At 63.4% G+C, this 21,376-nt stretch carries 21 protein-coding genes; 10 read left to right on the top strand and 11 right to left on the bottom strand.

Annotated features, from left to right (window positions below):
• Positions 1-21: 21 nt before the first annotated feature.
• The 5 genes from ACYVOC_RS00685 to ACYVOC_RS00665 all read right to left on the bottom strand — a co-directional run bounded on the left by ACYVOC_RS00685 (position 22) and on the right by ACYVOC_RS00665 (position 4,036).
• Entirely contained in the window at positions 22-240 is a 219-nt protein-coding gene (locus ACYVOC_RS00685) for a CsbD family protein (protein ID WP_116005383.1), read from the bottom strand.
• A gap of 198 nt (positions 241-438) precedes the next feature.
• Positions 439-1,107 carry an ABC-type transport auxiliary lipoprotein family protein gene (locus ACYVOC_RS00680; protein WP_461160540.1) on the bottom strand — a complete coding sequence of 223 codons (669 nt, stop codon included), beginning with the start codon at positions 1,105-1,107 and terminating at the stop codon, positions 439-441.
• 2 nt (positions 1,108-1,109) lie between these two features.
• Positions 1,110-2,096 carry an MlaD family protein gene (locus ACYVOC_RS00675; protein WP_461160539.1) on the bottom strand — a complete coding sequence of 329 codons (987 nt, stop codon included), beginning with the start codon at positions 2,094-2,096 and terminating at the stop codon, positions 1,110-1,112.
• Positions 2,096-2,908, bottom strand: a complete 813-nt coding sequence (locus tag ACYVOC_RS00670; protein ID WP_461160538.1) for an ABC transporter ATP-binding protein — start codon at positions 2,906-2,908, stop codon at positions 2,096-2,098. The genes ACYVOC_RS00675 and ACYVOC_RS00670 overlap by 1 nt, the downstream gene beginning before the upstream one ends.
• 3 nt (positions 2,909-2,911) lie before the next feature.
• Positions 2,912-4,036 (bottom strand): MlaE family ABC transporter permease, encoded by a 1,125-nt coding sequence (locus ACYVOC_RS00665; RefSeq protein ID WP_116005387.1) that lies wholly within the window; start codon positions 4,034-4,036, stop codon positions 2,912-2,914.
• 215 nt (positions 4,037-4,251) lie between these two features.
• On the opposite strand from ACYVOC_RS00665, the gene ACYVOC_RS00660 reads away from it, so the two are divergent.
• The 7 genes from ACYVOC_RS00660 to ACYVOC_RS00630 all read left to right on the top strand — a co-directional run bounded on the left by ACYVOC_RS00660 (position 4,252) and on the right by ACYVOC_RS00630 (position 11,717).
• Positions 4,252-5,925 carry a GMC family oxidoreductase gene (locus ACYVOC_RS00660; protein ID WP_461160537.1) on the top strand — a complete coding sequence of 558 codons (1,674 nt, stop codon included), beginning with the start codon at positions 4,252-4,254 and terminating at the stop codon, positions 5,923-5,925.
• A 258-nt stretch (positions 5,926-6,183) separates the two neighbouring features.
• Positions 6,184-6,942: a sulfite exporter TauE/SafE family protein gene (locus ACYVOC_RS00655; protein ID WP_461160536.1), complete on the top strand. Its 759-nt coding sequence runs from the start codon at positions 6,184-6,186 to the stop codon at positions 6,940-6,942.
• Between the two features lie 176 nt (positions 6,943-7,118).
• Positions 7,119-7,880, top strand: a complete 762-nt coding sequence (locus tag ACYVOC_RS00650) for an ABC transporter substrate-binding protein (protein ID WP_116005390.1) — start codon at positions 7,119-7,121, stop codon at positions 7,878-7,880.
• A gap of 32 nt (positions 7,881-7,912) precedes the next feature.
• Positions 7,913-8,695 carry an amino acid ABC transporter permease gene (locus tag ACYVOC_RS00645; protein WP_116005391.1) on the top strand — a complete coding sequence of 261 codons (783 nt, stop codon included), beginning with the start codon at positions 7,913-7,915 and terminating at the stop codon, positions 8,693-8,695.
• Positions 8,692-9,435: an amino acid ABC transporter ATP-binding protein gene (locus ACYVOC_RS00640; RefSeq protein WP_461160535.1), complete on the top strand. Its 744-nt coding sequence runs from the start codon at positions 8,692-8,694 to the stop codon at positions 9,433-9,435. The genes ACYVOC_RS00645 and ACYVOC_RS00640 overlap by 4 nt, the downstream gene beginning before the upstream one ends.
• Positions 9,436-9,487: 52 nt before the next feature.
• Positions 9,488-10,774 (top strand): DcaP family trimeric outer membrane transporter, encoded by a 1,287-nt coding sequence (locus tag ACYVOC_RS00635; RefSeq protein ID WP_116006200.1) that lies wholly within the window; start codon positions 9,488-9,490, stop codon positions 10,772-10,774.
• 52 nt (positions 10,775-10,826) lie between these two features.
• Positions 10,827-11,717 carry a DMT family transporter gene (locus ACYVOC_RS00630; RefSeq protein ID WP_461160534.1) on the top strand — a complete coding sequence of 297 codons (891 nt, stop codon included), beginning with the start codon at positions 10,827-10,829 and terminating at the stop codon, positions 11,715-11,717.
• 6 nt (positions 11,718-11,723) lie between these two features.
• On the opposite strand, the gene mrdA is transcribed toward ACYVOC_RS00630, so the two are convergent.
• From mrdA to ACYVOC_RS00610, 4 genes are all read right to left on the bottom strand, one after another.
• Positions 11,724-13,670 carry a penicillin-binding protein 2 gene (mrdA, locus tag ACYVOC_RS00625; protein WP_461160533.1) on the bottom strand — a complete coding sequence of 649 codons (1,947 nt, stop codon included), beginning with the start codon at positions 13,668-13,670 and terminating at the stop codon, positions 11,724-11,726.
• A 94-nt stretch (positions 13,671-13,764) separates the two neighbouring features.
• Complete coding sequence (gene mreD / locus ACYVOC_RS00620; protein WP_461160532.1) at positions 13,765-14,280, bottom strand: rod shape-determining protein MreD; 516 nt, start codon at positions 14,278-14,280, stop codon at positions 13,765-13,767.
• A 34-nt stretch (positions 14,281-14,314) separates the two neighbouring features.
• Complete coding sequence (gene mreC, locus ACYVOC_RS00615; protein ID WP_461160531.1) at positions 14,315-15,238, bottom strand: rod shape-determining protein MreC; 924 nt, start codon at positions 15,236-15,238, stop codon at positions 14,315-14,317.
• A 122-nt stretch (positions 15,239-15,360) separates the two neighbouring features.
• The gene (locus ACYVOC_RS00610; RefSeq protein ID WP_116005397.1) at positions 15,361-16,404 is read right to left on the bottom strand and encodes a rod shape-determining protein; all 1,044 of its coding nucleotides are present in this window, start codon (positions 16,402-16,404) and stop codon (positions 15,361-15,363) included.
• Between the two features lie 204 nt (positions 16,405-16,608).
• On the opposite strand from ACYVOC_RS00610, the gene gatC reads away from it, so the two are divergent.
• The 3 genes from gatC to gatB all read left to right on the top strand — a co-directional run bounded on the left by gatC (position 16,609) and on the right by gatB (position 19,965).
• Positions 16,609-16,908, top strand: coding sequence for an Asp-tRNA(Asn)/Glu-tRNA(Gln) amidotransferase subunit GatC (gene gatC, locus ACYVOC_RS00605; RefSeq protein WP_116005398.1), 300 nt, complete (start codon positions 16,609-16,611; stop codon positions 16,906-16,908).
• Between the two features lie 7 nt (positions 16,909-16,915).
• Positions 16,916-18,406, top strand: a complete 1,491-nt coding sequence (gatA, locus tag ACYVOC_RS00600) for an Asp-tRNA(Asn)/Glu-tRNA(Gln) amidotransferase subunit GatA (RefSeq protein ID WP_461160530.1) — start codon at positions 16,916-16,918, stop codon at positions 18,404-18,406.
• A 113-nt stretch (positions 18,407-18,519) separates the two neighbouring features.
• Entirely contained in the window at positions 18,520-19,965 is a 1,446-nt protein-coding gene (gene gatB / locus ACYVOC_RS00595) for an Asp-tRNA(Asn)/Glu-tRNA(Gln) amidotransferase subunit GatB (protein ID WP_461160529.1), read from the top strand.
• Between the two features lie 4 nt (positions 19,966-19,969).
• Here the strand turns inward: gatB and ACYVOC_RS00590 are convergent, their stop codons facing one another.
• Both ACYVOC_RS00590 and pyrE read right to left on the bottom strand, forming a co-directional pair.
• Positions 19,970-20,677, bottom strand: a complete 708-nt coding sequence (locus ACYVOC_RS00590) for a DUF4124 domain-containing protein (protein ID WP_461160528.1) — start codon at positions 20,675-20,677, stop codon at positions 19,970-19,972.
• The gene (gene pyrE / locus ACYVOC_RS00585) at positions 20,667-21,368 is read right to left on the bottom strand and encodes an orotate phosphoribosyltransferase (RefSeq protein WP_116005402.1); all 702 of its coding nucleotides are present in this window, start codon (positions 21,366-21,368) and stop codon (positions 20,667-20,669) included. Before pyrE ends, ACYVOC_RS00590 begins: the two co-directional genes overlap by 11 nt.
• Positions 21,369-21,376: the final 8 nt, after the last annotated feature.

The following is a 21,376-nucleotide window of genomic DNA, read 5'->3' as shown; positions in this document are numbered from 1 at the left end:
ACGGATGGTTTAGAAATGGAATCAGTCGTTGAAACGGAATTCAGGGTGGCGTGCTTGCCACTCCTTGAGCTGCTTCTCGGCGGCGTCGCGCACCAGTCCATGGCGCTCCTGGAGCTTGCCGATGAACTGCTCACGACGGCCTGCAATCACGTCCAGATCGTCGTTGGTCAGCTTGCCCCATTGCTCCTGCACCTTGCCGGTAAATTGCTTCCAGTTGCCTTTGATACGGTCTTCATTCATGGTGTGTTTCCTCTGTCGATTCACTTGTGCCGTCCCTGCACCGTGCTGGGGACTATTGCAAGAAGCGATGGGGAAACTGTAGGCCACGGAGCGCGCGCCAGGCGTAGGCCAGGCCACGCACTGCGCGTCGGTGCGGGACTACGCCGGTAGGAACACACTGGCGACTCGCAAAGGGGAAACACAGCGTCGGCGCGGTGCTCAGCGCCCAGCTTGCTCCAGCCACTCGGCCACTTCGCGCGCCACTTGTTCGGTGGCCTGCGCCAGCGCCTGCGTGCCGCCCTGGGCATCCGGACGGGTGGCAGGCTGGCGCACGATGAACAGGCGCTGCGCCAGCAGGTTCTCCCCCAGGGCCGAGGGCTGGGTCAGCGTGGCGCGCAGGCGCACCAGGCCATCACTGTGCTGTGCGCTGGCAAACACCTGGCTGAACTCTTCGAGCTCCACCCGTAGCACGGCCGGGGGCTGGCCGTTGGCCCGTGCGCCGGCCAGCGCCCCGGCCATGCCGATGACGGTGCGGCGCTGGCCCAGCCGAGCCTGCAGGCTCTGGCGCACCAGCTGGATGGGCGGCTGACTCCAACGGGCGGCCTGGTAGGGGCGCAATTGCTGGGCATCCGCGTAGGCCAGGCGATAGTGCACGGCGGTGCTGCCCTCGGGCAGCCCGGCACTGTCCACCGTGGCCAGCGCCAGGGGCGGCAGTGCGGCCTGTGGCTGCGCGGGGGCAGGTTCTTGCAAGCCCGGGCCAAAGTCGTACAGCACCGGGCGTTCAGGCGCCGCAGGCAGGGCCGAGCATCCCGCCAAAACAATCAAAGAAAAAACGGCTGTAGCGCCCGTCCACAAAGCGCTGTTAGCTATTAATTTAGGAGTATTCATGCTTATTGTCCTGCGGGCTGGGCCAGGGGTGGGGTAAAGCCGGTCTCGCCCGGCCCAGGCTGTCCCCGGCCCGGACCGTACAAAAAGCCCTGCGGGTTGTCGCTCACGCCCGCAGCGGCCCGCCCGACCATGCGGGCAGCGCGCGACGTCTCGTCGGCAGCACGCTCCATACGGGGCAGGGTGGTGGCGCCAAAGCGATCCACGGCCTGTGCCAACGATTGGGCGCTGCGGCTGGCCTGGTCGATGGCCCCTTCGGGGGCATTCAGCCGTTGCGCGGTCCGGTCGATTTCGGTCGCCATGGCAGCCACCTGGTTACCGGCCTTCTGCAGCGAGTGCAGCGCCAGACTGGCGTCGTGCGCCAGCGGGGGCAGCGCAGCCAGGGCCGGATCAAGGCGCTGCACCACGGTGCGGTCGAGCCGCTGGCTCAGGGTGTTGACACTGCCTGCGACCTGGCCGATGTTGGCCAGGGCCTCACGCAGCAGGCGCTGGTTGTCTTCGGCCAGCAGCAGGTTGATGCGCTTGGTGGCCTCCTGCACCTGGCTCAAAATGGCGGGACCTTGTTCGGACAACTGGCTGAAGGGCGAGTTGCGCAGGGGCAGGCGGGGCAGGCCGCTGGGGCCCGGGGGCAGGGGCGGGTAGTTTTCGCCAGCGTCGTCCAGCAGCACATACGCCAGACCGGTGACGCCTTGGTAGCCCAACACGGCAAAGGTGGTTGGGGCAATGGGTGCATCGACGCTCACCGCGATGCGGATCAGCACGTTGCCGCTGGTCTGGTCGTCAAAGCCAATGTGCGTGACCTTGCCCACGGAAACGCCCTTGTAGCGCACCGCAGCCTGCGGCTGAAGACCGCTGACACCATCACTGCTGGAGAGCTCATAGGTCTGGTAGCGGCCACTGTCCCGGGTCAGCCAGACGGCCAGGCCAATGACCATGGCTGTGACAACCAACACAAAAATGCCTGCGGCGAATGCATGTGACTTGTTTTCCATCAGCGCTCCTTGACGGCGTTGGGAGGGGCCATGGCGCGGCGTCCGCGCTCGCCCTGGAAGAATTGCTGCACAAAGGGGTGATCGAAGTTCACCACCTCTTGCGGGGATGCAGAAACAATGACCTTCTTGTCGGCCAGTACGGCCACGCGCGAGGCCAGGGCAAACAGGGTGTCCAGATCGTGCGTGACCATCACCATGGTCACGCCCAGCGCGGCGTGCAGTTCACGCACCAGCGCACAGAATTCGTCAGCGCCATTGGGGTCGAGACCGGCGGTGGGCTCATCGAGCAGCAGCAGCGGCGGGTCCATGATGAGCGCGCGCGCCAGGGCCACGCGCTTGATCATGCCCCCCGAAAGATCGGCCGGCATGCGCGTGGCATGCTCGGGCTTGAGGCCGACCATCTGCAGCTTGACCATGGCGGCATCGCGCACCAGATCGGCGGGCAGCGTGCCCAGCTCCTTGAGGGCAAAAGCAATGTTGTCCAGCACGTTGAAGGCCGAATACAGCGCGCCATGCTGGAACAGCATACCCACACGGCTGGCCGCGCCTTCGCCGCCCATTTCATCGGCCGGGCGGCCCAGCACCGTGACGCTACCGCGCGCCGGGTGCAGCAGGCCCAGCATCTGGCGCAGCAACACCGTCTTGCCGGTGCCCGAGCCGCCCACCAGCGCAAGCATCTCGCCGCGGTTCACGGTCAGGCTCAGATCCTGGTGCACGGCAAAGGCTTCGCTGCCCTTGCCAAAGACGGACCACAGCCCCTCAATGCGGACCACGGCTTCGGCGGCGGGGGTGGATGGCTGCACGTCGCTCATGTCTCAAAAGCCCACATTTTTGAAGGCCACGGCAAACAACGCATCCACGATGATGACCATGGTGATCGAGGTAACCACCGAGGCCGTCGTGCCTTCGCCCAGGCTCTGCGTATCGGGCTTGACGCGCAGCCCCCAGTGGCAGCCGATGAGGGCAATCAGCGTGCCAAACACGACCGATTTGGACAACGCCAGCGTGAGGTTGCCGAACCCGACGGCCAGCGGTAGCGCATGAATGAAATAAGCGGGCGAGATCCCCATGGCCACATCGGCGGCCAGCATGCCGCCCGCCAGCGCCGACAAGGTGGTCCACACACTGATCAGCGGCATGGCCAGCGCCAGCGCCAGCGCACGCGGCAGCACCAGCCGGAAACCCTGGGGAATGCCCATAACGCGCATGGCGTCGAGCTCCTCGGTCACGCGCATCACCCCGATCTGCGCCGTAATGGCCGAACCTGAACGGCCCGCCACCAAAATGGCGGCCAGCATGGGCCCCAGCTCGCGGATCAGCGAGATGCCCAGAATATTGACGATGAACGCCTCGGCACCGTACTGGCGCAACTGCAGGGACATGAGATAGGCCAGCACCACACCAATCAAAAAACCTACCAGCGCCGTAATGGGCAGTGCCGTGGCCCCCATGCGGAACAGGTGCCCGGACACATCACGCCAGGGCGCGCGGCGCGGTGCACGCAACAGGCGCAGGCTGTCGAGCAGCATCTGCCCCACCAGCAGCAGCAAGTGGCGGGCATGGTCCACGCCGTGCAGTACCTGCAGACCCAGGCGATCCACCTGGTCGAGCAACCGCCAGGGTTCAGGCTCGGGGGCCTCCGTGCTGTAGCGCGCGACCCGCTCCAGCATGGTGCGCTGGCCCTCGTCCAGCGCCAGCCGCTGGGGCCAGGCCCGGCCCCAGTGGTTCCAAAGCAATTGCGCGCCCACGTGGTCCAGCCACTGCAAACCACGCAGGTCCCATCCCAGTGGCGCCTGTGCGGGCAGGTCCTTCAACTGGGCTTGCAATACCCGCCATTGCGTGCGTGCGCCCAGCTCCGCAGCCCCCCAGCGCCCACGCAGCAAAGCGCACGGCCCTTCGGGCGTGTCGGTGCGAACGATGTGCGGAGCGCTGTCGGACATGGAGCAGGAGGTTACGGTATGCAGGCAGGTCACGGCCACCCCGCGGTGGGCGGCGACGTGAAACCACCGCGCTGGAGTATCATTAAAAACAGCTTCTAGCGCAATACTGGTTTGCGTTAATTGCTACTATTTTAATAGCTTGATTGCTCTGTGTTGCGCCTACGCCGCACTCCCATGGCACGATAGCCGCAGGAACGCCCCACACCAAAGACACCATGAGCGACACGACCTTCGACTACATCATCATCGGCGGCGGCACGGCGGGCGCCTTGCTGTGCAACCGCCTGAGCGCCCGCGGCAACCGGCGCGTATTGCTCGTCGAAGCGGGCCGCAAAGACGACTACCACTGGATCCACATCCCCGTGGGCTACCTGTATTGCATCGGCAACCCGCGCACCGACTGGATGTACCAGACCGAGCCCGATGCCGGACTCAATGGCCGCAGCCTGCGCTACCCGCGCGGCAAGACGCTGGGCGGCTGCAGCAGCATCAACGGCATGATCTACATGCGGGGCCAGGCGCGCGATTACGACCAGTGGGCCCGCCTCACGGGCGATGACAGCTGGTGCTGGGACCAGGTACTGCCGGACTTCCGTCGCCACGAAGACCATTGGCGCCTGGACAAGGCCGGCGATGCCTCTCCTGCGTTTGCACGCCTGCATGGCAACAAATCCCACGGCAGCACAGGCGAATGGCGCGTGGAGCGCCAGCGCCTGCGCTGGGACGTGCTGGACGCCTTTGCCCATGCCGCGCAGCAGGCCGGCATACCCGCCACCGACGACTTCAACGGCGGCACCAACGAAGGCGTGGGCTATTTCGAGGTCAACCAGAAAAAGGGCTGGCGCTGGAACACCGCCAAGGCTTTCCTGCGCCCCACCTGCTACGGTCGTGCCAACTTCGAAATGTGGACCAGCGCGCAGGCCGCGCGCCTCATCGTGGCACCCCAAAGCGATGGCAGCCGCCGCTGCACGGGCGTGCAAGTCTGGACCGGCAAAGAGATGGTGACCGCACATGCCCGCTGCGAAGTGGTGCTGAGCGCGGGCGCCATCAACTCGCCACAGTTGCTGCAGCTCTCGGGCATCGGCCCGGCAGCGCTGCTGCGCGAGCACGGTATGGACGTGGTGCACGACCTGCCCGGCGTGGGGGCGAATCTGCAAGACCACCTGCAGATCCGCTCGGTCTACAAAGTGCAAAGCGTCAAGACCCTGAACACCCTGGCAAGCACGCTGACCGGCAAGGCCCTGATCGGCCTGGAATACGCCCTCAAGCGCAGTGGTCCCATGAGCATGGCGCCCTCGCAACTCGGCGCCTTCACGCGCAGCAGCACCGGCCAAGCCCACGCAAACATCGAATACCACGTCCAGCCCCTCTCGCTGGATGCGTTTGGCGAACCGCTGCACAACTTCCCTGCTTTCACCGCCAGCGTGTGCAACCTGAACCCGACCAGCCGGGGCACGGTGCAGATCAAAAGCGGCCGTTTCGAGGACGCCCCGGCAATCGCGCCCAACTATCTGAGCACCCCCGAAGACCGCCAGGTGGCCGCTGACAGCCTGCGCGTGACGCGCCGTATCGTTGCGCAGCCGGCCCTGGCCCGCTACCAACCCGAAGAATTCAAGCCGGGCGTGCAATTCCAGACCGATGAAGACCTCACACGCCTGGCGGGCGACATTGCCACCACCATCTTCCACCCCGTGGGCACCACGAAGATGGGGCAGGACAGTGACCCGATGGCCGTGCTCGATGCACGCATGCGCGTGCGCGGCATCCAGGGACTGCGCGTGGTGGATGCGGGCGCCATGCCCACCATCACCAGTGGCAACACCAACTCCCCCACGCTGATGATGGCCGAGAAGGCCGCCACCTGGATTGAAGCCGACCATCCTGGCTAAAGACGGGGCGACGATTCGTGAAACGAGGGCGGGAAATCCCCAATGCCCCTCAGGGGCATGCACCGTTACAGTGCATGCACTCGACAGCGCACCCCGGTGTGCCAAGCGGGGGGCCGGGGAGACAACCTACAGCCACAACCACAACCACAACCATCTTCAAAGTGCCCGATGAGGCGCAGTTTTTTATAAACGCTGGCATGTCCAGCGTTTTTTTTCGCTCGCCCATGCCCTTGCAAGGCGGATGCGACAATCCCCCGCATGGAATGGATATTGGTTTCGCTGGCCTCGTTGCTCGCCGGCTTTGTGGATGCGATCGTAGGCGGCGGCGGCCTGATTCTGCTGCCGGCATTGTTCGCCACCTTCCCGAGCGCGCCCCCTGCGACGTTGCTGGGAACAAACAAAAGCGCCTCGATCTGGGGCACGGCGATGGCCACCTGGCAATACAGCCGCCGGGTGCAAATCCGCTGGCAGGCCATGCTGCCCGCCGCGCTGGCCGGCTTCGTCGGTGCCTTCGCCGGTGCCTGGGCCGTCACCGTTCTCTCACCCGATTTCCTGCGCAAGCTCCTGCCCCTGGTGCTGCTGGCCGTGCTGGCGTACACGCTGGCCAAGAAAGACCTGGGACGCCACCATGTCCCGCGTTTCGCAGAAAACGCCGAATGGATAGCCGCCTGCGCGATTGGCCTGAGCGTAGGTTTTTACGACGGCTTCTTCGGCCCGGGCACCGGTAGCTTCTTCGTATTCCTGTTCGTGCGCTGGCTGGGCTACGACTTTCTGAATGCCTCGGCATCGGCCAAGCTGCTCAATGTGTCCACGAATATCGCGGCACTGATCCTCTTCACGTACAAAGGCCATGTCTGGTGGCATTTCGCACTTCCGCTAGCGGTGGCCAATGTGGTGGGCAGCGTGCTCGGGACACACATGGCACTCAAACACGGCACCGGTTTCGTGCGTTGGATTTTCATTTTTGTGGTCAGCATTCTGATCCTCAAAACCGGCTACGACGCCTTTCTGCGTTGACGCCATAAGGGTTGTCCTTAATAGGCATCCCTGCAAAGCCCCCCTCTATAATCGCGGCAGCTCAAAGACATGGCGCCGCAACAATCCTTGTGACGCCATGTGATTTTTTCTGGTTCCGGCCTTGCTACCAGCAGGCCGGATTTTTTGTACCTGAACCACCCCCGACAGGACACAAGATGAAGTTGCTCAAGCTCGTTGCCTCCGCTGTGGCGCTGTGCGCCGTTTTCTCTGCCCAGGCGCGCACCCTCGACGAAATCAAAAAAGACGGCAAGATCCTCATTGCCACCGAAGGGCAATTCGCACCCTTCAACTTCTTCAACGGCACCACGCTGACCGGTTTCGAGGTCGATTTGGCCGAGCTCGTCGCCAAGAAAATGGGCGTCACCATCCAATGGAAGACCCTGGGCTTTGACGCCCTGCTCACCGGCTTGCGGCAGGACCGCTGGGATCTGGTGATTGCCTCGCACGGCATTACCGATGAGCGCGCCAAGGCCGTCACGTTCACCGAGCCGCACTACTGCTCGGGCGGCATGATCATCGCCATGGACCCGGCCATTCGCACCGCCAAGGACCTGGCAGGCAAGGTGGTGGCGGTACAGACCGGCACCAGCTATCTCGAAAATGTGCAGAAGGTTTCTGCCATCAAGGAGATGAAGAACTTCCCGACCGACGTGGATGCGCGCAGCGCACTCAACTCCAAGCGCGTGGATGCCTGGGTCACCGACCGTTTCGTGGCCAAGGCCGTCGTGGAAAAGAACCCGAATGCCGGCTTCAAGCTGGGTGACATGCTGTTCATCGAGCGCATTGCCGCCGCCGTGGCCAAGGGCAACCAATCGCTGGCGCAGGGCTGGTCCAAAGCCCTGGCCGAGACCATGGCCGACGGTAGCTACACCCAGCTTTCCAAAAAGTACTTCAACGAAGACGTGCGCTGCAACTGAGCGCGGGCAATCGCCCTTTCTGACGGTTTCTCATGCTCATCGCCCTTTGGCCGCACCACTGGAGCCGCCAGCAGCGCAGCAATGCCACGCTGGTCAGTGCTCTGGTGCTGATGGTGTTCGCTCTGGCCCTTCTGGGCCAGCTTCTGTCGTTCCTGCCCGAGCCCATTGGCCCGAATGCACAAGCCTTTTCTGCAGGGGCCCGCACCACGCTGTGGCTCACGCTGATCAGCGGTAGCGTCGGACTGGTGCTGGGCACATCCGCTGCGCTGGCACGCACCGCGCGCTGGGCTGCGCTGCGCTGGGTGGCCAGCTTCTACATCTGGGCCATTCGCGGTACGCCGCTGCTGGTGCAGATCCTGTTTGTCTATTTCGCCCTGCCAGTGCTCGTCCCCGGCCTGAACCTGCCTGATTTTGCAGCGGCCGTGGTGGCATTGGCCCTGAACGTAGGCGCCTACAACGCCGAGGCCATACGGGCCGGGTTGCTGGCCGTGCCCCGGGGCCAGACCGAGGCCGCACGCGCTCTGGGCCTGGGCCGTACGCATGTGTTCTTTGACGTTGTTTTCCCCCAGGCCTTCAAGATTGCGTTGCCACCCCTGGTGAGCAATTTCGTGGCCTTGCTCAAGGATTCCTCGCTGGCGTATGCCATTGGCGTGGTGGAGTTGACCAATGTGGGCAACCGCATCCAGTCGGCCACCTTCCAGCCCATTGCCACGCTCACCACGGTGGCAGTGACCTACCTGCTGCTGACCACATTGGTGACGCAAATCTCCAACGCCATTGAATACCGCTTCGACGTGGAAGGGCGCAACCAATGAGCGCGGTCAGCCCTTACATCGTGGCCGACCGGGTCTGCAAATCATTCGGCGCGCACCAGGTGCTGCGTGATGTGTCCACGCACTTCAACACCGGCGAGGTCACGGTCATCATCGGCGCCTCGGGCTCGGGCAAGAGCACGCTGCTGCGCGCCATCAACCGGCTCGAACCGCACGACAGCGGCACCATCACCATCGATGGTGTGGCCGTCACGGACGACCCAAACACCTTGCAGCGCCAGCGCAGCGAAGTCGGCATGGTGTTCCAGCAGTTCAACCTGTTTGGCCACCTGAGCGTGCTCGACAACATCACGCTGGCGCCTCGTCGCATTCGCCACACCAAACGCACCCAGGCCAACGAAGAAGCCATGGTGCTGCTGCGCCGGGTGGGCCTGCAAGAGCATGCGTACAAGTACCCCTGGCAATTGTCGGGGGGTCAGCAGCAGCGCGTGGCCATTGCCCGCGCGCTCGCCATGGCACCCAAAGTGATGCTGTTCGACGAACCCACGTCGGCCCTCGACCCCGAAATGGTGCAGGAAGTGCTGGACGTGATGCGTGAATTGGCCCGTGGCGGAATGACCATGATCGTGGTCACGCACGAGATGGGCTTTGCCCGCGAAGTGGCTGACCGCGTGCTCTTTTTCGACCAGGGCTGTATCGCACATGACGCCCCACCCACCGATTTTTTCAACGACCCGGGCAACGACCGCATCCGGGCCTTCATTGGCCGCATGGGCGCCTGAGATCCAGAGCCCACCGCCTTCGCAACACCCCCAAAAACCCAACGGAGTGACCATGAAACTGACCCCCGCATTCGTGACCCTGCTGGCCGCTGGCCTGTGCAGCCTGCCCCCGGGCGCCCTGGCCCAGTCCGCCAAGGATTTTGAAGAGCTGCGCAACGAGCTCAAAGCCTTGCGCGCCGAACTCAACCAGATGAAGACCCAGCAGTCCCAGGCACCCGCCGCTTCGGCATCGGGCTGGAACGACCGCATCGACGCGGTCGAACTCAAGCAGAAAGATGCCGTGGTACTGGGCGACATTCCCGGCAGCTTCCGTCTGCCGGGCAGCGAAACCTCTATCCGCGTCTACGGCTTTGCCGAAGCCAATCTGATCAAGGACTTCAAGGGCACAGCGCCTGGCGACAACTTCTCCAACCTGATGGAGCAGCCCCTGGGCAAAAGCGAAAACGGCAAGACCGTGCTGACCGGTCAAACCTCGCGCTTTGGTTTTGAGACATCGACCCCCATGGCCAACGGCGCCTTCAACACCAAGATCGAGGCCGACTTCTACGGCTACTGTGGAGCAGAGTGCAACCGCAACCGCCTGCGCCTGCGCCACGCCTATGGCGAGTACGCGGGCTGGCTGATCGGCCAGACCTGGTCCACCTTCATGGATCTGGACAATCTGCCCGAGACCGTGGACTTCAATGGCCCGCCCGGCGCCACCTCACGCCGCCCGGTACAGGTGCGCTACACCTACAACAATCCCAGCGTAGCGAAGTTCCAGTTTGCTGTGGAAGACCCCTCCGACGGCGCGCACTCGCCCAATCTCATTGCACGCATTGACAAGGCCTACGACTGGGGCAGCATGAGTGTCCGCGCACTCTCGCACGAACAACGCATGGACGGCGTGAGCAAGCGCGGCCTGGGTTTTGGCCTGTCGGGCTCCTACAAGCTCACCGGAACCACCACGCTGATGGCGCAGTACACCCTGATGGACGGCGACAACGATGGTGCCTACCTGGTCGGCGCCAACTATCCCGTGGTGGATGGCAACACGCTGCGCCTGGACCGGGCCCAGGGCGTGGTCCTGGGTCTGGGCAATGTATTCAGCGAGCAGTTGCGCGGCACCCTGTCCATGGGCTGGGTGAAGTCCCGCCGCAAACTGGGTGACGATTACGTAAATGCGTACGGCTCGGAAGGCAACCTCAAGTTGTTCCAGTGGCATGCCGGGCTGTATTACACGCCCATCAAGAACGTGGAACTGGGCGGTGAATTGCTGGGTGGCCGGCGCACCACCTTTGCCAATGAAACGGGCCGCATGACACGCCTGAACCTGCAGGCGCGTTACCTCTTCAACTGATCTTCCTGGCACCCCTCACGAAGCTGGCCGGGCAACCGGTCAGCTTTTTTTAATGCGTCGTGAACGTTATGGCCTGTTGGCCCTGCTGCTTGTCACCATGGTGTGGGGAACCACCTTCCCGGCCATGAAACTGCTGTCTGCCCAGCTGGATGCTCTGCAGATCATCTGGCTGCGTTTTGCCATTGCGCTGGTCGTTCTCGGGCCGCTATGGTGGGGCATGCGCCGTGGCGAACGTCTGTGGGGCTGCGCCCTGGGGTTGCTGCTGTTTCTGGCGTTCTGGCTGCAGATCGAGGGACTCGCACGCACCAGCAGCAACCGCAATGCTTTCGTCACCGGCCTGAATGTGCTGGTCGTGCCGCTGCTGGCCATGCTGGCCCTCAAGCGCCGCTATGGCTGGCAGCTGTGGGTCGCCTGCGCGATGGCCTGTGCCGGGATGTTGCTGATGTTCCATGAGGACGAACCATGGAACCTGGGGGATTCACTGACCCTGGTCAGCACCCTGTTCTACGCTATCTACATCCTGGCCCTGGAAGAGTGCGCCCGCCGCCACACTGCTCTACCGCTGCGCGCCACCCGCATGGCCGCCGCGCAGGCCACGACGATGTGCCTGGCATCCATGGTGCTGCTTCTGGCCCGGGGCGATGGCATGGACTGGCTGGGAACGCTCGCGCACATCGGCTCTTCTGCCTGGATCGCATTGCTCTACCTGGGCCTGCTGGCCAGCGTGGTGGTGGTCACACTGCAAGCCTGGGGGCAGCAGCGCGTGGACGCCATGCGCAGCGCCATCATTTTTGGCCTGGAGCCCGTCTTTGCGGCTCTCACTGCCTGGGCCTTGCTGGGCGAACGCCTGGGCTGGGCGGGTTTGAGTGGCGCCAGTCTGGTCGTGGCCGCCTTGGTGTTCAGCCAGTTGGGCCCAGCCTCGGCCGCCAGCGCTCCCACCTGACGCCCTTCATTCTGCTGCGGGCAGAGCGATGTCGGCCACCTGCCGGGGCTTGCCGATGGGCGCCGTCGCCATACCTTTGCGCGTGGCGACCATGTCTTCTTCACTGGGATATTCACCCTGGAGCCAGTAGTCAAAGACACGCCGGGCAATCGGCGCAGCATGGGCGGCGCCAAAACCGGCATTCTCAACAATGACCGCCAACGCGATCTGGGGCGCCTCGACCGGAGCGAAGGCGATATAAAGCGCATGGTCTCTCTGGCGTTCTTCCAGTTTGGCGGCGTTGTAACGGTCCTTCTGCCCGATGGTCACGGCCTGCGCTGTGCCCGTCTTGCCGGCAGACAAATAACGTGCCCCCGCAAACACGCGGGTCGATGTACCTCCCTGCGTCACACCCGCCATGGCCCGGCGCACCACATCGACATTGGCAGGTTTGAATCCCAAGTCCACGGCTGCCGGTTGCTCGATAGGGTGGCTGTTGCGTGTCACGGCGTCCAGTGTGGCAATACCCAGGTGGGGTCGGTGCTGCACCCCGCCATTGGCCAATGTGGCAGTGGCCTGCGCCAGTTGCAGCATGGTGAAGGTGTTGTAGCCCTGCCCAATACCCAGCGAAATGGTCTCTCCTGCATACCATTTCTTTTGCTCAGGCCGACGATAGGCGTTGCGCTTCCATTCCTGGCTGGGCAATACTCCGCGCACCTCGCCGTTGAGGTCAATGCCCGTGATCTGCCCCAGCCCCAGAGGCTTCATGAAGTCGTGCATGGCATCCACACCCATGTCGTTGGCCAACTGGTAGTAGTACACGTTGCTGGACTGCACTATGCTGCGGTACATATCCACCGCACCCAGGCCGTGATCGCCGTGGCTGCGAAAGGTGTGCCCACCAAACGTCCACGAGCCGTTGTCCATGGTGATGGCGTTGGGCGTGCGCTTGCCAGTCTCCAGCGCCGCGAGCGCCATGAAAGGCTTGTAGGTGGAGCCTGGAGGGTAGGTACCGCGCAGCGCACGGTTGAGCAAAGGTTTGTCGAGCGACTGGTTGAGCGCCGTCCAGTTTTCTACATCGATGCCTTCAACAAAGAGGTTCGGATCAAAGGTCGGCTTGCTCACCAGGGCCAGTATTTCCCCCGTGCGTGGATCGATGGCGACCAAGGCTCCACGGCGGTCTCCATACAAATCCTCGATCATCTTTTGCAGTTTGATGTCCAGCGACAGCTTTACCGTCTGGCCAGGCGTCGCTGGGAAGCTGTCGAGCCTGCGCACAGCCCGGCCACCCGCCGAGGTTTCCATCTGCTCGACACCGGTGATGCCGTGCAGCGCAGACTCGAAACTGTGCTCGATCCCCAATTTGCCGATGTATTCGGTGCCCCGGTAGTTGGCTTCATCCTCCGAATCCTGGATGTGCGCCTTTTCAGCCTGGTTGATGCGCCCGATATAGCCAATGGCATGGCTGGCGACTTCGCCCAGCGGATAGTTGCGAAACAAACGCGCTTTCACATCCACGCCTGGAAAGCGGTACCGCTGCGCCGTGAAACGCGCCACTTCCTGGTCGGACAGCCGGGTGCGTATGGGCAGCGACTCGAAACCGCGCGACTCCTCCATCAGACGCCGGAAACGCCGCCGGTCGCGCTGCTGTATGTCTACCACCTGCGCCAGCGCATCGATGGTTTCTTCCAGTTCACTGACCCGGGACGGCGTGATTTCCAGGGTATAGGCCGCGTAATTGGTGGCCAGCACCACGCCGTTGCGATCCAGTATCAATCCCCGGTTGGGAACCACGGGCACGACGGCCGTGCGGTTGCTCTCGGCTTGCTCCGCCAGATCTTCATGCCGCACCACCTGCAAAAAGACCAGACGTGCCACGACCAGGCAGAAGGCGATGAAAACCACAGCGCCCACCACCAAAACCCGCCAACGAAACCGCTGGGCGTCCAGCTCGGCATTGCGCAGCTCAGTCATAACGGCAGTGCGCTGCCCACGCAGCAGCGGTGCCGACAGGACGTGTTGCGCTCAAACGCCCCCACAAATAGGTTCTCTTGCAGCATGGACACCATTACGCCCGCTTCTCATTGCGATCGGGCGACCGGCGCTGCGGCGCGAGCAGCACCCAACTGGCCAGCGGCCAAAGCGCGGCTTCCAAAATCGGCGCAACCAGCATGGACCAGCCAGGGAAAACGCCTCCAGAGAGCAGTCCCACAAGCAGCAGCACTGCGTGGGTTGCCGCAAACAGGCCCACCATCTGCAGAGTCTGCGCCCCGGGCCTGAACCACAGCACGCGCCGGTGTGTGCGGCCAGTGCCGTACAACAAAATGGCGTAAGCCAGCGCATGCTGGCCCAATAAAGCAGACTGCTGCACATCCATACACAGCCCGAGCAGGAACGCCGTGCCTATGCCAATGCGCGACGGCTGGTGCACACCCCAAAAGGCCAGCAGCAGCAGCAGGACATCGGGCATCCAGGGCACGTGGCCCAAGGGCAGCATGTTGAACGCCAGCGCCGCCACAAGACTTGCGCCAATAAATACAGGATTGGCCGGCAGCAGAAGCTGCTGACCGCGGGGCATGATCATGGCGATCCTCCCGTCATGATCGGCGCCAGCCCACTCATTTACGCCCCCTTTTCTTGCCTGCGTTGTCTTCGGGCGCAGGCCCAGGGCGCTGTGGCAATTGTCCTGCGACCGGTTCGAGCAAGAGCACATGGTGCGCACCCTGGATGGCCGCGACAGGGGCGCAATAGATGCGTGCAAACGCAGAATCAGCACGCCGTTCGACGCGCACCACCCGGGCCACCGGCAGCCCGGACGGATACACGCCGTCCAGCCCGCTGGTGGTCAGCAGATCGTTTTCCTGGACATCGGCGTTCGCTGACACGAACCGCAACTCCATGCCACCACCATGGCTGGCCACAGGGTCGCCATAGGCCACGCCCCGCGCGTTGGTGCGCATGTTGACCACCGGAATGGCCTGGTCTCGGTCGATGAGCAACGTCACTTCGCTGATAAAAGGATAGACCCGGGTGACCTGCCCCAGCACACCTGCGCCGTCGAGCACCGGAGACCCCGGCTGCACGCCGGCATCCTGGCCACGGTCCACCATGACCCGGCGTGAATAAGCATCAGTGGTCTCATACAGGATTTGCGCGGCCTGAGATGCTCCTTGCAGGCGCGCGCGCAAATCCAGCAACCGGCGCAGGCGGTCATTTTCCTGGGCCAGCTGATCGGCTTGGTGGGCTCTTTGAGATTGCATCACCAATTGCTTGCGCGCCAGGTCGGATTCAGACTGTGCGGCCTGCAGGGCCTGGAAATACCCGGCCGCCTCTCCCGCCATCTCCACCGGCTTGACCATGGCCCATTGGGCAGGATAAAGAAGGGCTGCGATCGTCTTGCGCAAAGGATCGGTCACATGGAACCGGGCATCCGCCACCATCAAAAACAGCGCCAAGGCGCTGTACAGGACAAGCTGAGAAATGGCCGAAGGCCCCTGTCGCATGAAGGATGGGGCACGGCGATCCAGCGTTCCAAGCGGCATGCGGGCCCTCTTTCAGGCAGGCAGCACGGTGGCATGTACCACCATGGCTGACGGGCTAAGTTGAACAGCCTGGTTCATGCAGCGAAAGCGCCGGGCCACGGTGGGAGTGACGCCTGAGTGGTTCAATCGCTGGTGAAAATGCTGCCGGCGCGGTCCATGCGCTCGAGCGCAATGCCGCAGCCGCGCACCACACAGGTCAAGGGGTCTTCCGCCACCAGCACGGGCAACCCTGTTTCCTCAGCGAGCAGGCGATCGAGGTCGCGCAGCAGAGCACCGCCACCGGTCAGCATCATGCCGCGCTCGGCGATGTCGGCACCCAGTTCTGGCGGGGTTTGCTCCAGCGCATTCTTGACGGCCGAAACGATCTGGTTGAGCGGCTCTGTCAGGGCTTCGAGCACTTCGTTGCTGGAAATGGTGAAACTGCGTGGCACGCCTTCGCTGAGGTTGCGACCACGCACTTCCATCTCGCGCACTTCCGAACCCGGAAAAGCACTGCCGATATGTTTCTTGATGGACTCGGCTGTGGGTTCACCAATCAGCATGCCGTAGTTGCGGCGGATGTAACTGATGATGGCCTCGTCGAACTTGTCGCCCCCCACGCGCACGCTGCCCTTGTAGACCATGCCGCCCAGCGAAATCACGCCCACTTCTGTCGTGCCGCCACCGATGTCGACCACCATCGAGCCACTGGCCTCGCTGACGGGCAGCCCCGCGCCAATGCCAGCAGCCATAGGTTCCTCAATGAGATAGACCGCTGTAGCACCCGCGGCCTCGGCAGCATCCTTGATCGCGCGGCGTTCCACCTGGGTCGAGCCGCAGGGTACGCAGATGATGATGCGCGGGCTGGGCGTGAGCAGGGTGCGGGGATGCACCATCTTGATGAACTGCTTGATCATCTGCTCGGTGATGACGAAATCCGCAATCACGCCATCCTTCATCGGGCGGATGGCCTCGATATTGCCAGGCACCTTGCCGAGCATGGCCTTGGCTTCGCGGCCCACAGCCTGGATGACCTTCTTGCCGTGCGGTCCACTTTCATGGCGTATGGCCACCACCGAGGGCTCATCCAGAACGAGGCCCTTTCCGCGGGCAAATATCAGGGTATTAGCGGTGCCAAGGTCAATGGCAAGATCGGTGGAAAAGTACCGACGGAAAATTCCGAACATTCAAAAATCCTCTCGGGCACAGCAAGCGCCTCGGCCTGCCATCGCCGGTTTTGTGGTGTCTAATCTGGGACTATTGCGCGCATTGACCCGCCAATTGCGGTGTATAGCGGCAAAGGCGGGATAATAACGCATCCCCTGTGAATAACTTCTGCCGGACCACCCGCTTGCTAAGCTTTACATCCGGTTTCCGACCCTTTTCCCCCTATGGCACTGACTCCCCAGGACATCGTCCGCATTGCCCATCTGGCACGCCTTGAAATCAGCCCCAGCGAAAGTGAGCAAGCGCTCACGCAGTTGAACGGCTTCTTCAATATTGTGGAAAAGATGCGCGCCGTGGACACCCAGGGCATCGAACCCCTGTCCCACCCCGTAGCCACCATTCAGGACATTGCGCTGCGCCTGCGCGAAGACATCGCCAGCGAGCCCAACGCACGCGATGCCAACCAGAAAAACGCCCCGGCCGTCGAGCGGGGCTTGTTCCTTGTGCCCAAAGTGATCGAGTAAGGCCTGTATGACCACCCGCACCGCACTGCATGACCTGGGCGTGGCCCAGCTTGCCGCCGAACTGCGCCAACGCCGCGTCTCCGCCGTCGAAGTGGCGCAGCATTTCCTGGCCCGCGCCCGCCAGCACCAGAATCTGGGCGCTTTCGTGGCCCTGAACGACGATGCCACGCTGGCGCAAGCGCGCAATGCCGACGTACGGCTGGGCAGCGGTACCGCCGGCCCACTCGAAGGCGTGCCCCTGGCGCACAAAGACATTTTCGTCACCCGCGATTTCCCGACCACTGCCGGATCCCGGATGCTGGCCGGATACCAGTCACCCTTCGACGCCACCGTGGTCACGCGACTGGCCGGGGCGGGCGCAGTCACCCTGGGCAAACTCAATTGCGACGAGTTCGCCATGGGTTCTGCCAATGAAAACTCGGCCGTGGCCCCCATTGGTTTCGACGCCCCTGCACCGGTGCGCAACCCCTGGGCGACGGACCGCATTCCCGGCGGTTCATCGGGCGGCAGCGCGGTCGCTGTGGCAGCACGCCTGGCACCGGCCGTCACAGGCACGGACACCGGCGGATCGATCCGCCAACCCGCCAGCTTCTGCGGTATTACGGGGATCAAGCCCACCTATGGCCGCGCATCACGCTACGGTATGGTGGCCTTTGCCTCCAGCCTGGACCAGGCCGGCCCCATGGCCCGTTCGGCCGAAGATTGCGCCCTGCTGCTCTCGGCCATGTGCGGCCCCGACCCGGACCGCGATTCCACCTCTCTCGACTTGCCTGCCGAGGACTTCAGCCGCTCGCTGAATGACTCCATTGAAGGCCTGCGCATCGGCATCCCGGCCGAGTTCTTTGGCGAGGGCCTGTCTCCCGATGTGCGCGCCGCAGTAGACGGCGCACTCAAGGAATACGAGAAGCTCGGCGCAAAATTAGTGCCCATCAGCCTGCCGCGCACCGAGTTGTCTATTCCCGTCTACTACATCATTGCCCCGGCCGAGGCCAGCTCGAACCTGAGCCGCTTTGACGGCGTGAAATTCGGCCACCGCGCCAAGGACTTTTCCGACCTCGAAGACATGTACAAAAAGACCCGCGCCGAAGGCTTTGGCGCCGAGGTCAAACGCCGCATCATGATTGGCGCCTACGTCCTCTCACACGGCTATTACGACGCCTACTATCTGCAGGCGCAAAAGATCCGGCGCATGATCGCCGACGATTTCCAGAACGCCTTCCAGCAATGCGACCTGATCGCCGGCCCCGTGGCGCCCACGGTGGCCTGGAAGCTGGGCGAGCACAGCAGCGACCCGCTGGCCGACTACCTGGCCGACATCTTCACGCTGCCCGCATCGCTGGCCGGCCTGCCCGGCATGAGCCTGCCCGCAGGCTTTGGCGAGGGTGGCATGCCCGTGGGCCTGCAGCTCATCGGCAACTATTTTCAGGAAGCCCGACTGCTCAATGCCGCGCACCGGCTGCAGCAGGCGACGGACTTCCACCTGCGCAGCCCGCTCTGAATACCATAGCTGCTTGCGCTTGATCAATAGGCAATTCAGCATCAAAACATGCTGAAACCCATATAAATCAAGCGCTGGCAGCTCCACTTTTTGATAGCCAAGGACAGCTCCCCATGTCTGCGAAACTGATCCACGGGTACGAAGTCGTCATCGGCTTCGAGACCCACACCCAGCTGGCCACCCACAGCAAGATCTTCAGCCGCGCCAGCACCGCCTTTGGCGCCGAGCCCAACACCCAGGCCTGCGCCGTGGACCTGGCCCTGCCCGGCACCCTGCCCGTGATGAACCGCGAGGCCGTGGCCTGCGCCATCAAGCTGGGCCTGGCCCTGGGCTCGCACATCGCGCCCAAGAGCATCTTCGCGCGCAAGAACTATTTCTACCCCGACCTGCCCAAGGGCTACCAGATCAGCCAGTTCGAGATCCCGGTGGTGCAGGGCGGCGAAGTGAGCTTCTACCTGGGCGATGAGCAAAAGACCGTACGCCTGGTGCGCGCCCACCTCGAAGAGGATGCAGGCAAGTCGCTGCACGAGGAATTCCACGGCATGAGCGGCATCGACCTGAACCGCGCCGGCACGCCGCTGTTGGAGATCGTGACCGAGCCCGACATGCGCTCCAGCGAAGAGGCGGTGGCCTACGCCAAGGAGCTGCACAAGATCGTCACCTGGATCGGCATCTGCGACGGCAACATGCAGGAAGGTTCGTTCCGCTGCGACGCCAACGTGTCGGTGCGCAAGCCCGGCCAACCGCTGGGCACGCGCCGCGAAATCAAGAACCTCAACAGCTTCAAGAACATGCAGCAGGCGATCGACTACGAGATCCGCTGGCAGATTGAAGAGATCGAAGACGGCCGCACCATCGAGCAAGCCACGGTGCTGTTCAATCCCGACACGGGTGAAACACGCGCCATGCGCACCAAGGAAGACGCGGCCGACTACCGCTATTTCCCCGACCCCGACCTGCCGCCGCTGGTGATTGCCCCCGAGTGGGTGGAGAACACCCGCGCGCAAATGACAGAATTGCCCCGTGCCATGGCGGCGCGCTTCGTGCAGGACTACGGCCTGCCCGAATACGACGCCACCACGCTGACGCAGAGCAAGGCCATGGCGGCCTATTTTGAGGCAGCAGCCCAGGCCAGCGGCCAGGCCAAGCTGGCGAGCAACTGGATCATGGGAGAAATGTCGCGGCGCCTGAACGCAGGCGAGATGTCGGCCGCACAAGCGCCCATCGCCACCGCGCAAATGGCCGCCATGCTGTCGCGCATTGCCGACGGGACCATATCGAACAACGCCGCCCGGCAAGTTTTCGACGAGCTCTGGACCGGTCAAGGCAGTGACGTGGACGCGATCATTGAAGCCAAGGGCCTCAAGCAGATGAATGACAGCGGCGCACTGGAAAAAATCGTCGACGAGGTGATCGCCGCCAATCCCGACAACGTCGCGCAGTTCAAGGCTGGCAAAGACAAGGCGTTCAACGCGCTGGTGGGCCAGGTCATGAAGGCCAGCAAGGGCAAGGCCAACCCGCAACAGGCCACCGACCTGCTGCGCGCCCGCCTGGGCTAACGGATTAGCGCGCTGTTGTAGTGGGTGCGACGAGCATGGGCAGCGTCGGCACGGGACGCTGGGTGGCCCACAGCTTGCGCAGCTGGGCCAGTTCTTCATCAAAGCGTTGGTGGATACGGCGCTTTTCCTGGTCTTGTCCGGCAATGAAGCGGCGCTGCTCCTGCACTTCTTCATCGTTCTCGGCCAACTGGCGGCGCAGCATCATGGGGGCTTTGGCCGGGTCCTTGCGGTAAAACTCCATTTCCAGGTCGAGCGTCTTGCGCCTGCCGTGCAGGTCTGCGATACGCTGGGTGGCTGTGGCAGTCACTGCATCCACCTGGGCAAGGGCCAGGGCGCGCTCCGCATCATGGGAGGCCTTGTCGGGGTAGCGGGCAAGCAGGACGCGTTCACGCTTGCGCTCATCGGCAATGCGATTGCGTTCTTCCTGCTCCTTGCGGCGCTCGACCTCCAGCGCGGCACGTTCATGGTCGGTCAGGGTCGGGCCGATGACGCGGCGCACGGTGCCCGTGGGACCCAGCTCGCGCTGCTCACGGTCGATGCATTCCGGAATGGGGCGGTCAGACGTGAGTTTGCGGCCCTGCTTGTCCACGCAGGTGTAAACGCTTTGGGTATTGGCCGGCGCATTCTGGGCCGCCACCACCGCACACAGGCCTGCCAGCACGCTACCCACCAACAGCTTCAACACCGATCGTTTCAATGGATCACCCTTCATCGACTCCGTACTGCTGGCGGTAGGCCAGCACCTTTTCGCGGTGGGCCGCCATGTCGGCACGGCCCTGCGCATCGGACAAGTAGAGCAATAAGTCTGCCAGTGTGGCGATGGCGCACACCTGCAGCCCAAGCTGGTGGCGCACATACTGCACCGCACTGTGGGGCACATCGTGCCCATTCTCGGTGGCTTTTTCTTGCCGGTCCAGCGCAATGGCCACGGCATGCGGCGTGGCCCCCGCCGCCTGGATCAGGGCGATCGACTCGCGCGCTGCCGTACCGGCAGACATCACGTCGTCGATGATGAGCACCCTTCCGCGCAGCGGCGCGCCTACCAGGGTACCCCCTTCGCCGTGGTCCTTGGCCTCTTTGCGGTTGTAGGCAAAGGGCACATTGCGGCCCCGCCGTGCCAGTTCCACTGCGACAGTGGCGGCCAGCGGAATGCCCTTGTAGGCCGGGCCAAACACCATGTCGAACTCGATCCCGCTGGCCAGCAGGGCTTTTGCATAGAATTCTGCGAGGCGGCCGAGTTTGAGGCCATCGTCGAAAAGTCCTGCATTAAAAAAATAAGGACTGAGGCGGCCTGCCTTGGTCTTGAACTCGCCAAACCGCAGGACACCGGATTCCACGGCAAACTGCACAAAACCCTGCGCCAGATCGTCTCCTGACTCTGTATGCGCGCCAACATCCACCATGGGGAATT

The sequence above is a fragment of the Simplicispira piscis genome, assembly GCF_054783455.1.
The sequence above is the reverse complement of the archived record's forward strand: the minus strand, read 5'-3'. Positions and strand labels throughout refer to the sequence as shown.

What these genes read in the sequence shown, in the direction of transcription:
- ACYVOC_RS00655 (WP_461160536.1), top strand. Translation starts at nt 6,184, where the DNA reads ATGGAATGGATATTGGTTTCGCTGGCCTCGTTGCTCGCCGGCTTTGTG.
- ACYVOC_RS00590 (WP_461160528.1), bottom strand. Translation starts at nt 20,677, where the DNA reads ATGAAGGGTGATCCATTGAAACGATCGGTGTTGAAGCTGTTGGTGGGT.
- ACYVOC_RS00640 (WP_461160535.1), top strand. Translation starts at nt 8,692, where the DNA reads ATGAGCGCGGTCAGCCCTTACATCGTGGCCGACCGGGTCTGCAAATCA.
- ACYVOC_RS00610 (WP_116005397.1), bottom strand. Translation starts at nt 16,404, where the DNA reads ATGTTCGGAATTTTCCGTCGGTACTTTTCCACCGATCTTGCCATTGAC.
- ACYVOC_RS00670 (WP_461160538.1), bottom strand. Translation starts at nt 2,908, where the DNA reads ATGAGCGACGTGCAGCCATCCACCCCCGCCGCCGAAGCCGTGGTCCGC.
- gatA (WP_461160530.1), top strand. Translation starts at nt 16,916, where the DNA reads ATGACCACCCGCACCGCACTGCATGACCTGGGCGTGGCCCAGCTTGCC.
- mrdA (WP_461160533.1), bottom strand. Translation starts at nt 13,670, where the DNA reads ATGACTGAGCTGCGCAATGCCGAGCTGGACGCCCAGCGGTTTCGTTGG.
- ACYVOC_RS00665 (WP_116005387.1), bottom strand. Translation starts at nt 4,036, where the DNA reads ATGTCCGACAGCGCTCCGCACATCGTTCGCACCGACACGCCCGAAGGG.
- ACYVOC_RS00675 (WP_461160539.1), bottom strand. Translation starts at nt 2,096, where the DNA reads ATGGAAAACAAGTCACATGCATTCGCCGCAGGCATTTTTGTGTTGGTT.
- pyrE (WP_116005402.1), bottom strand. Translation starts at nt 21,368, where the DNA reads ATGGTGGATGTTGGCGCGCATACAGAGTCAGGAGACGATCTGGCGCAG.
- mreC (WP_461160531.1), bottom strand. Translation starts at nt 15,238, where the DNA reads ATGCCGCTTGGAACGCTGGATCGCCGTGCCCCATCCTTCATGCGACAG.
- gatC (WP_116005398.1), top strand. Translation starts at nt 16,609, where the DNA reads ATGGCACTGACTCCCCAGGACATCGTCCGCATTGCCCATCTGGCACGC.
- ACYVOC_RS00645 (WP_116005391.1), top strand. Translation starts at nt 7,913, where the DNA reads ATGCTCATCGCCCTTTGGCCGCACCACTGGAGCCGCCAGCAGCGCAGC.
- ACYVOC_RS00635 (WP_116006200.1), top strand. Translation starts at nt 9,488, where the DNA reads ATGAAACTGACCCCCGCATTCGTGACCCTGCTGGCCGCTGGCCTGTGC.
- ACYVOC_RS00685 (WP_116005383.1), bottom strand. Translation starts at nt 240, where the DNA reads ATGAATGAAGACCGTATCAAAGGCAACTGGAAGCAATTTACCGGCAAG.
- ACYVOC_RS00660 (WP_461160537.1), top strand. Translation starts at nt 4,252, where the DNA reads ATGAGCGACACGACCTTCGACTACATCATCATCGGCGGCGGCACGGCG.
- ACYVOC_RS00680 (WP_461160540.1), bottom strand. Translation starts at nt 1,107, where the DNA reads ATGAATACTCCTAAATTAATAGCTAACAGCGCTTTGTGGACGGGCGCT.
- mreD (WP_461160532.1), bottom strand. Translation starts at nt 14,280, where the DNA reads ATGATCATGCCCCGCGGTCAGCAGCTTCTGCTGCCGGCCAATCCTGTA.
- gatB (WP_461160529.1), top strand. Translation starts at nt 18,520, where the DNA reads ATGTCTGCGAAACTGATCCACGGGTACGAAGTCGTCATCGGCTTCGAG.
- ACYVOC_RS00630 (WP_461160534.1), top strand. Translation starts at nt 10,827, where the DNA reads ATGCGTCGTGAACGTTATGGCCTGTTGGCCCTGCTGCTTGTCACCATG.
- ACYVOC_RS00650 (WP_116005390.1), top strand. Translation starts at nt 7,119, where the DNA reads ATGAAGTTGCTCAAGCTCGTTGCCTCCGCTGTGGCGCTGTGCGCCGTT.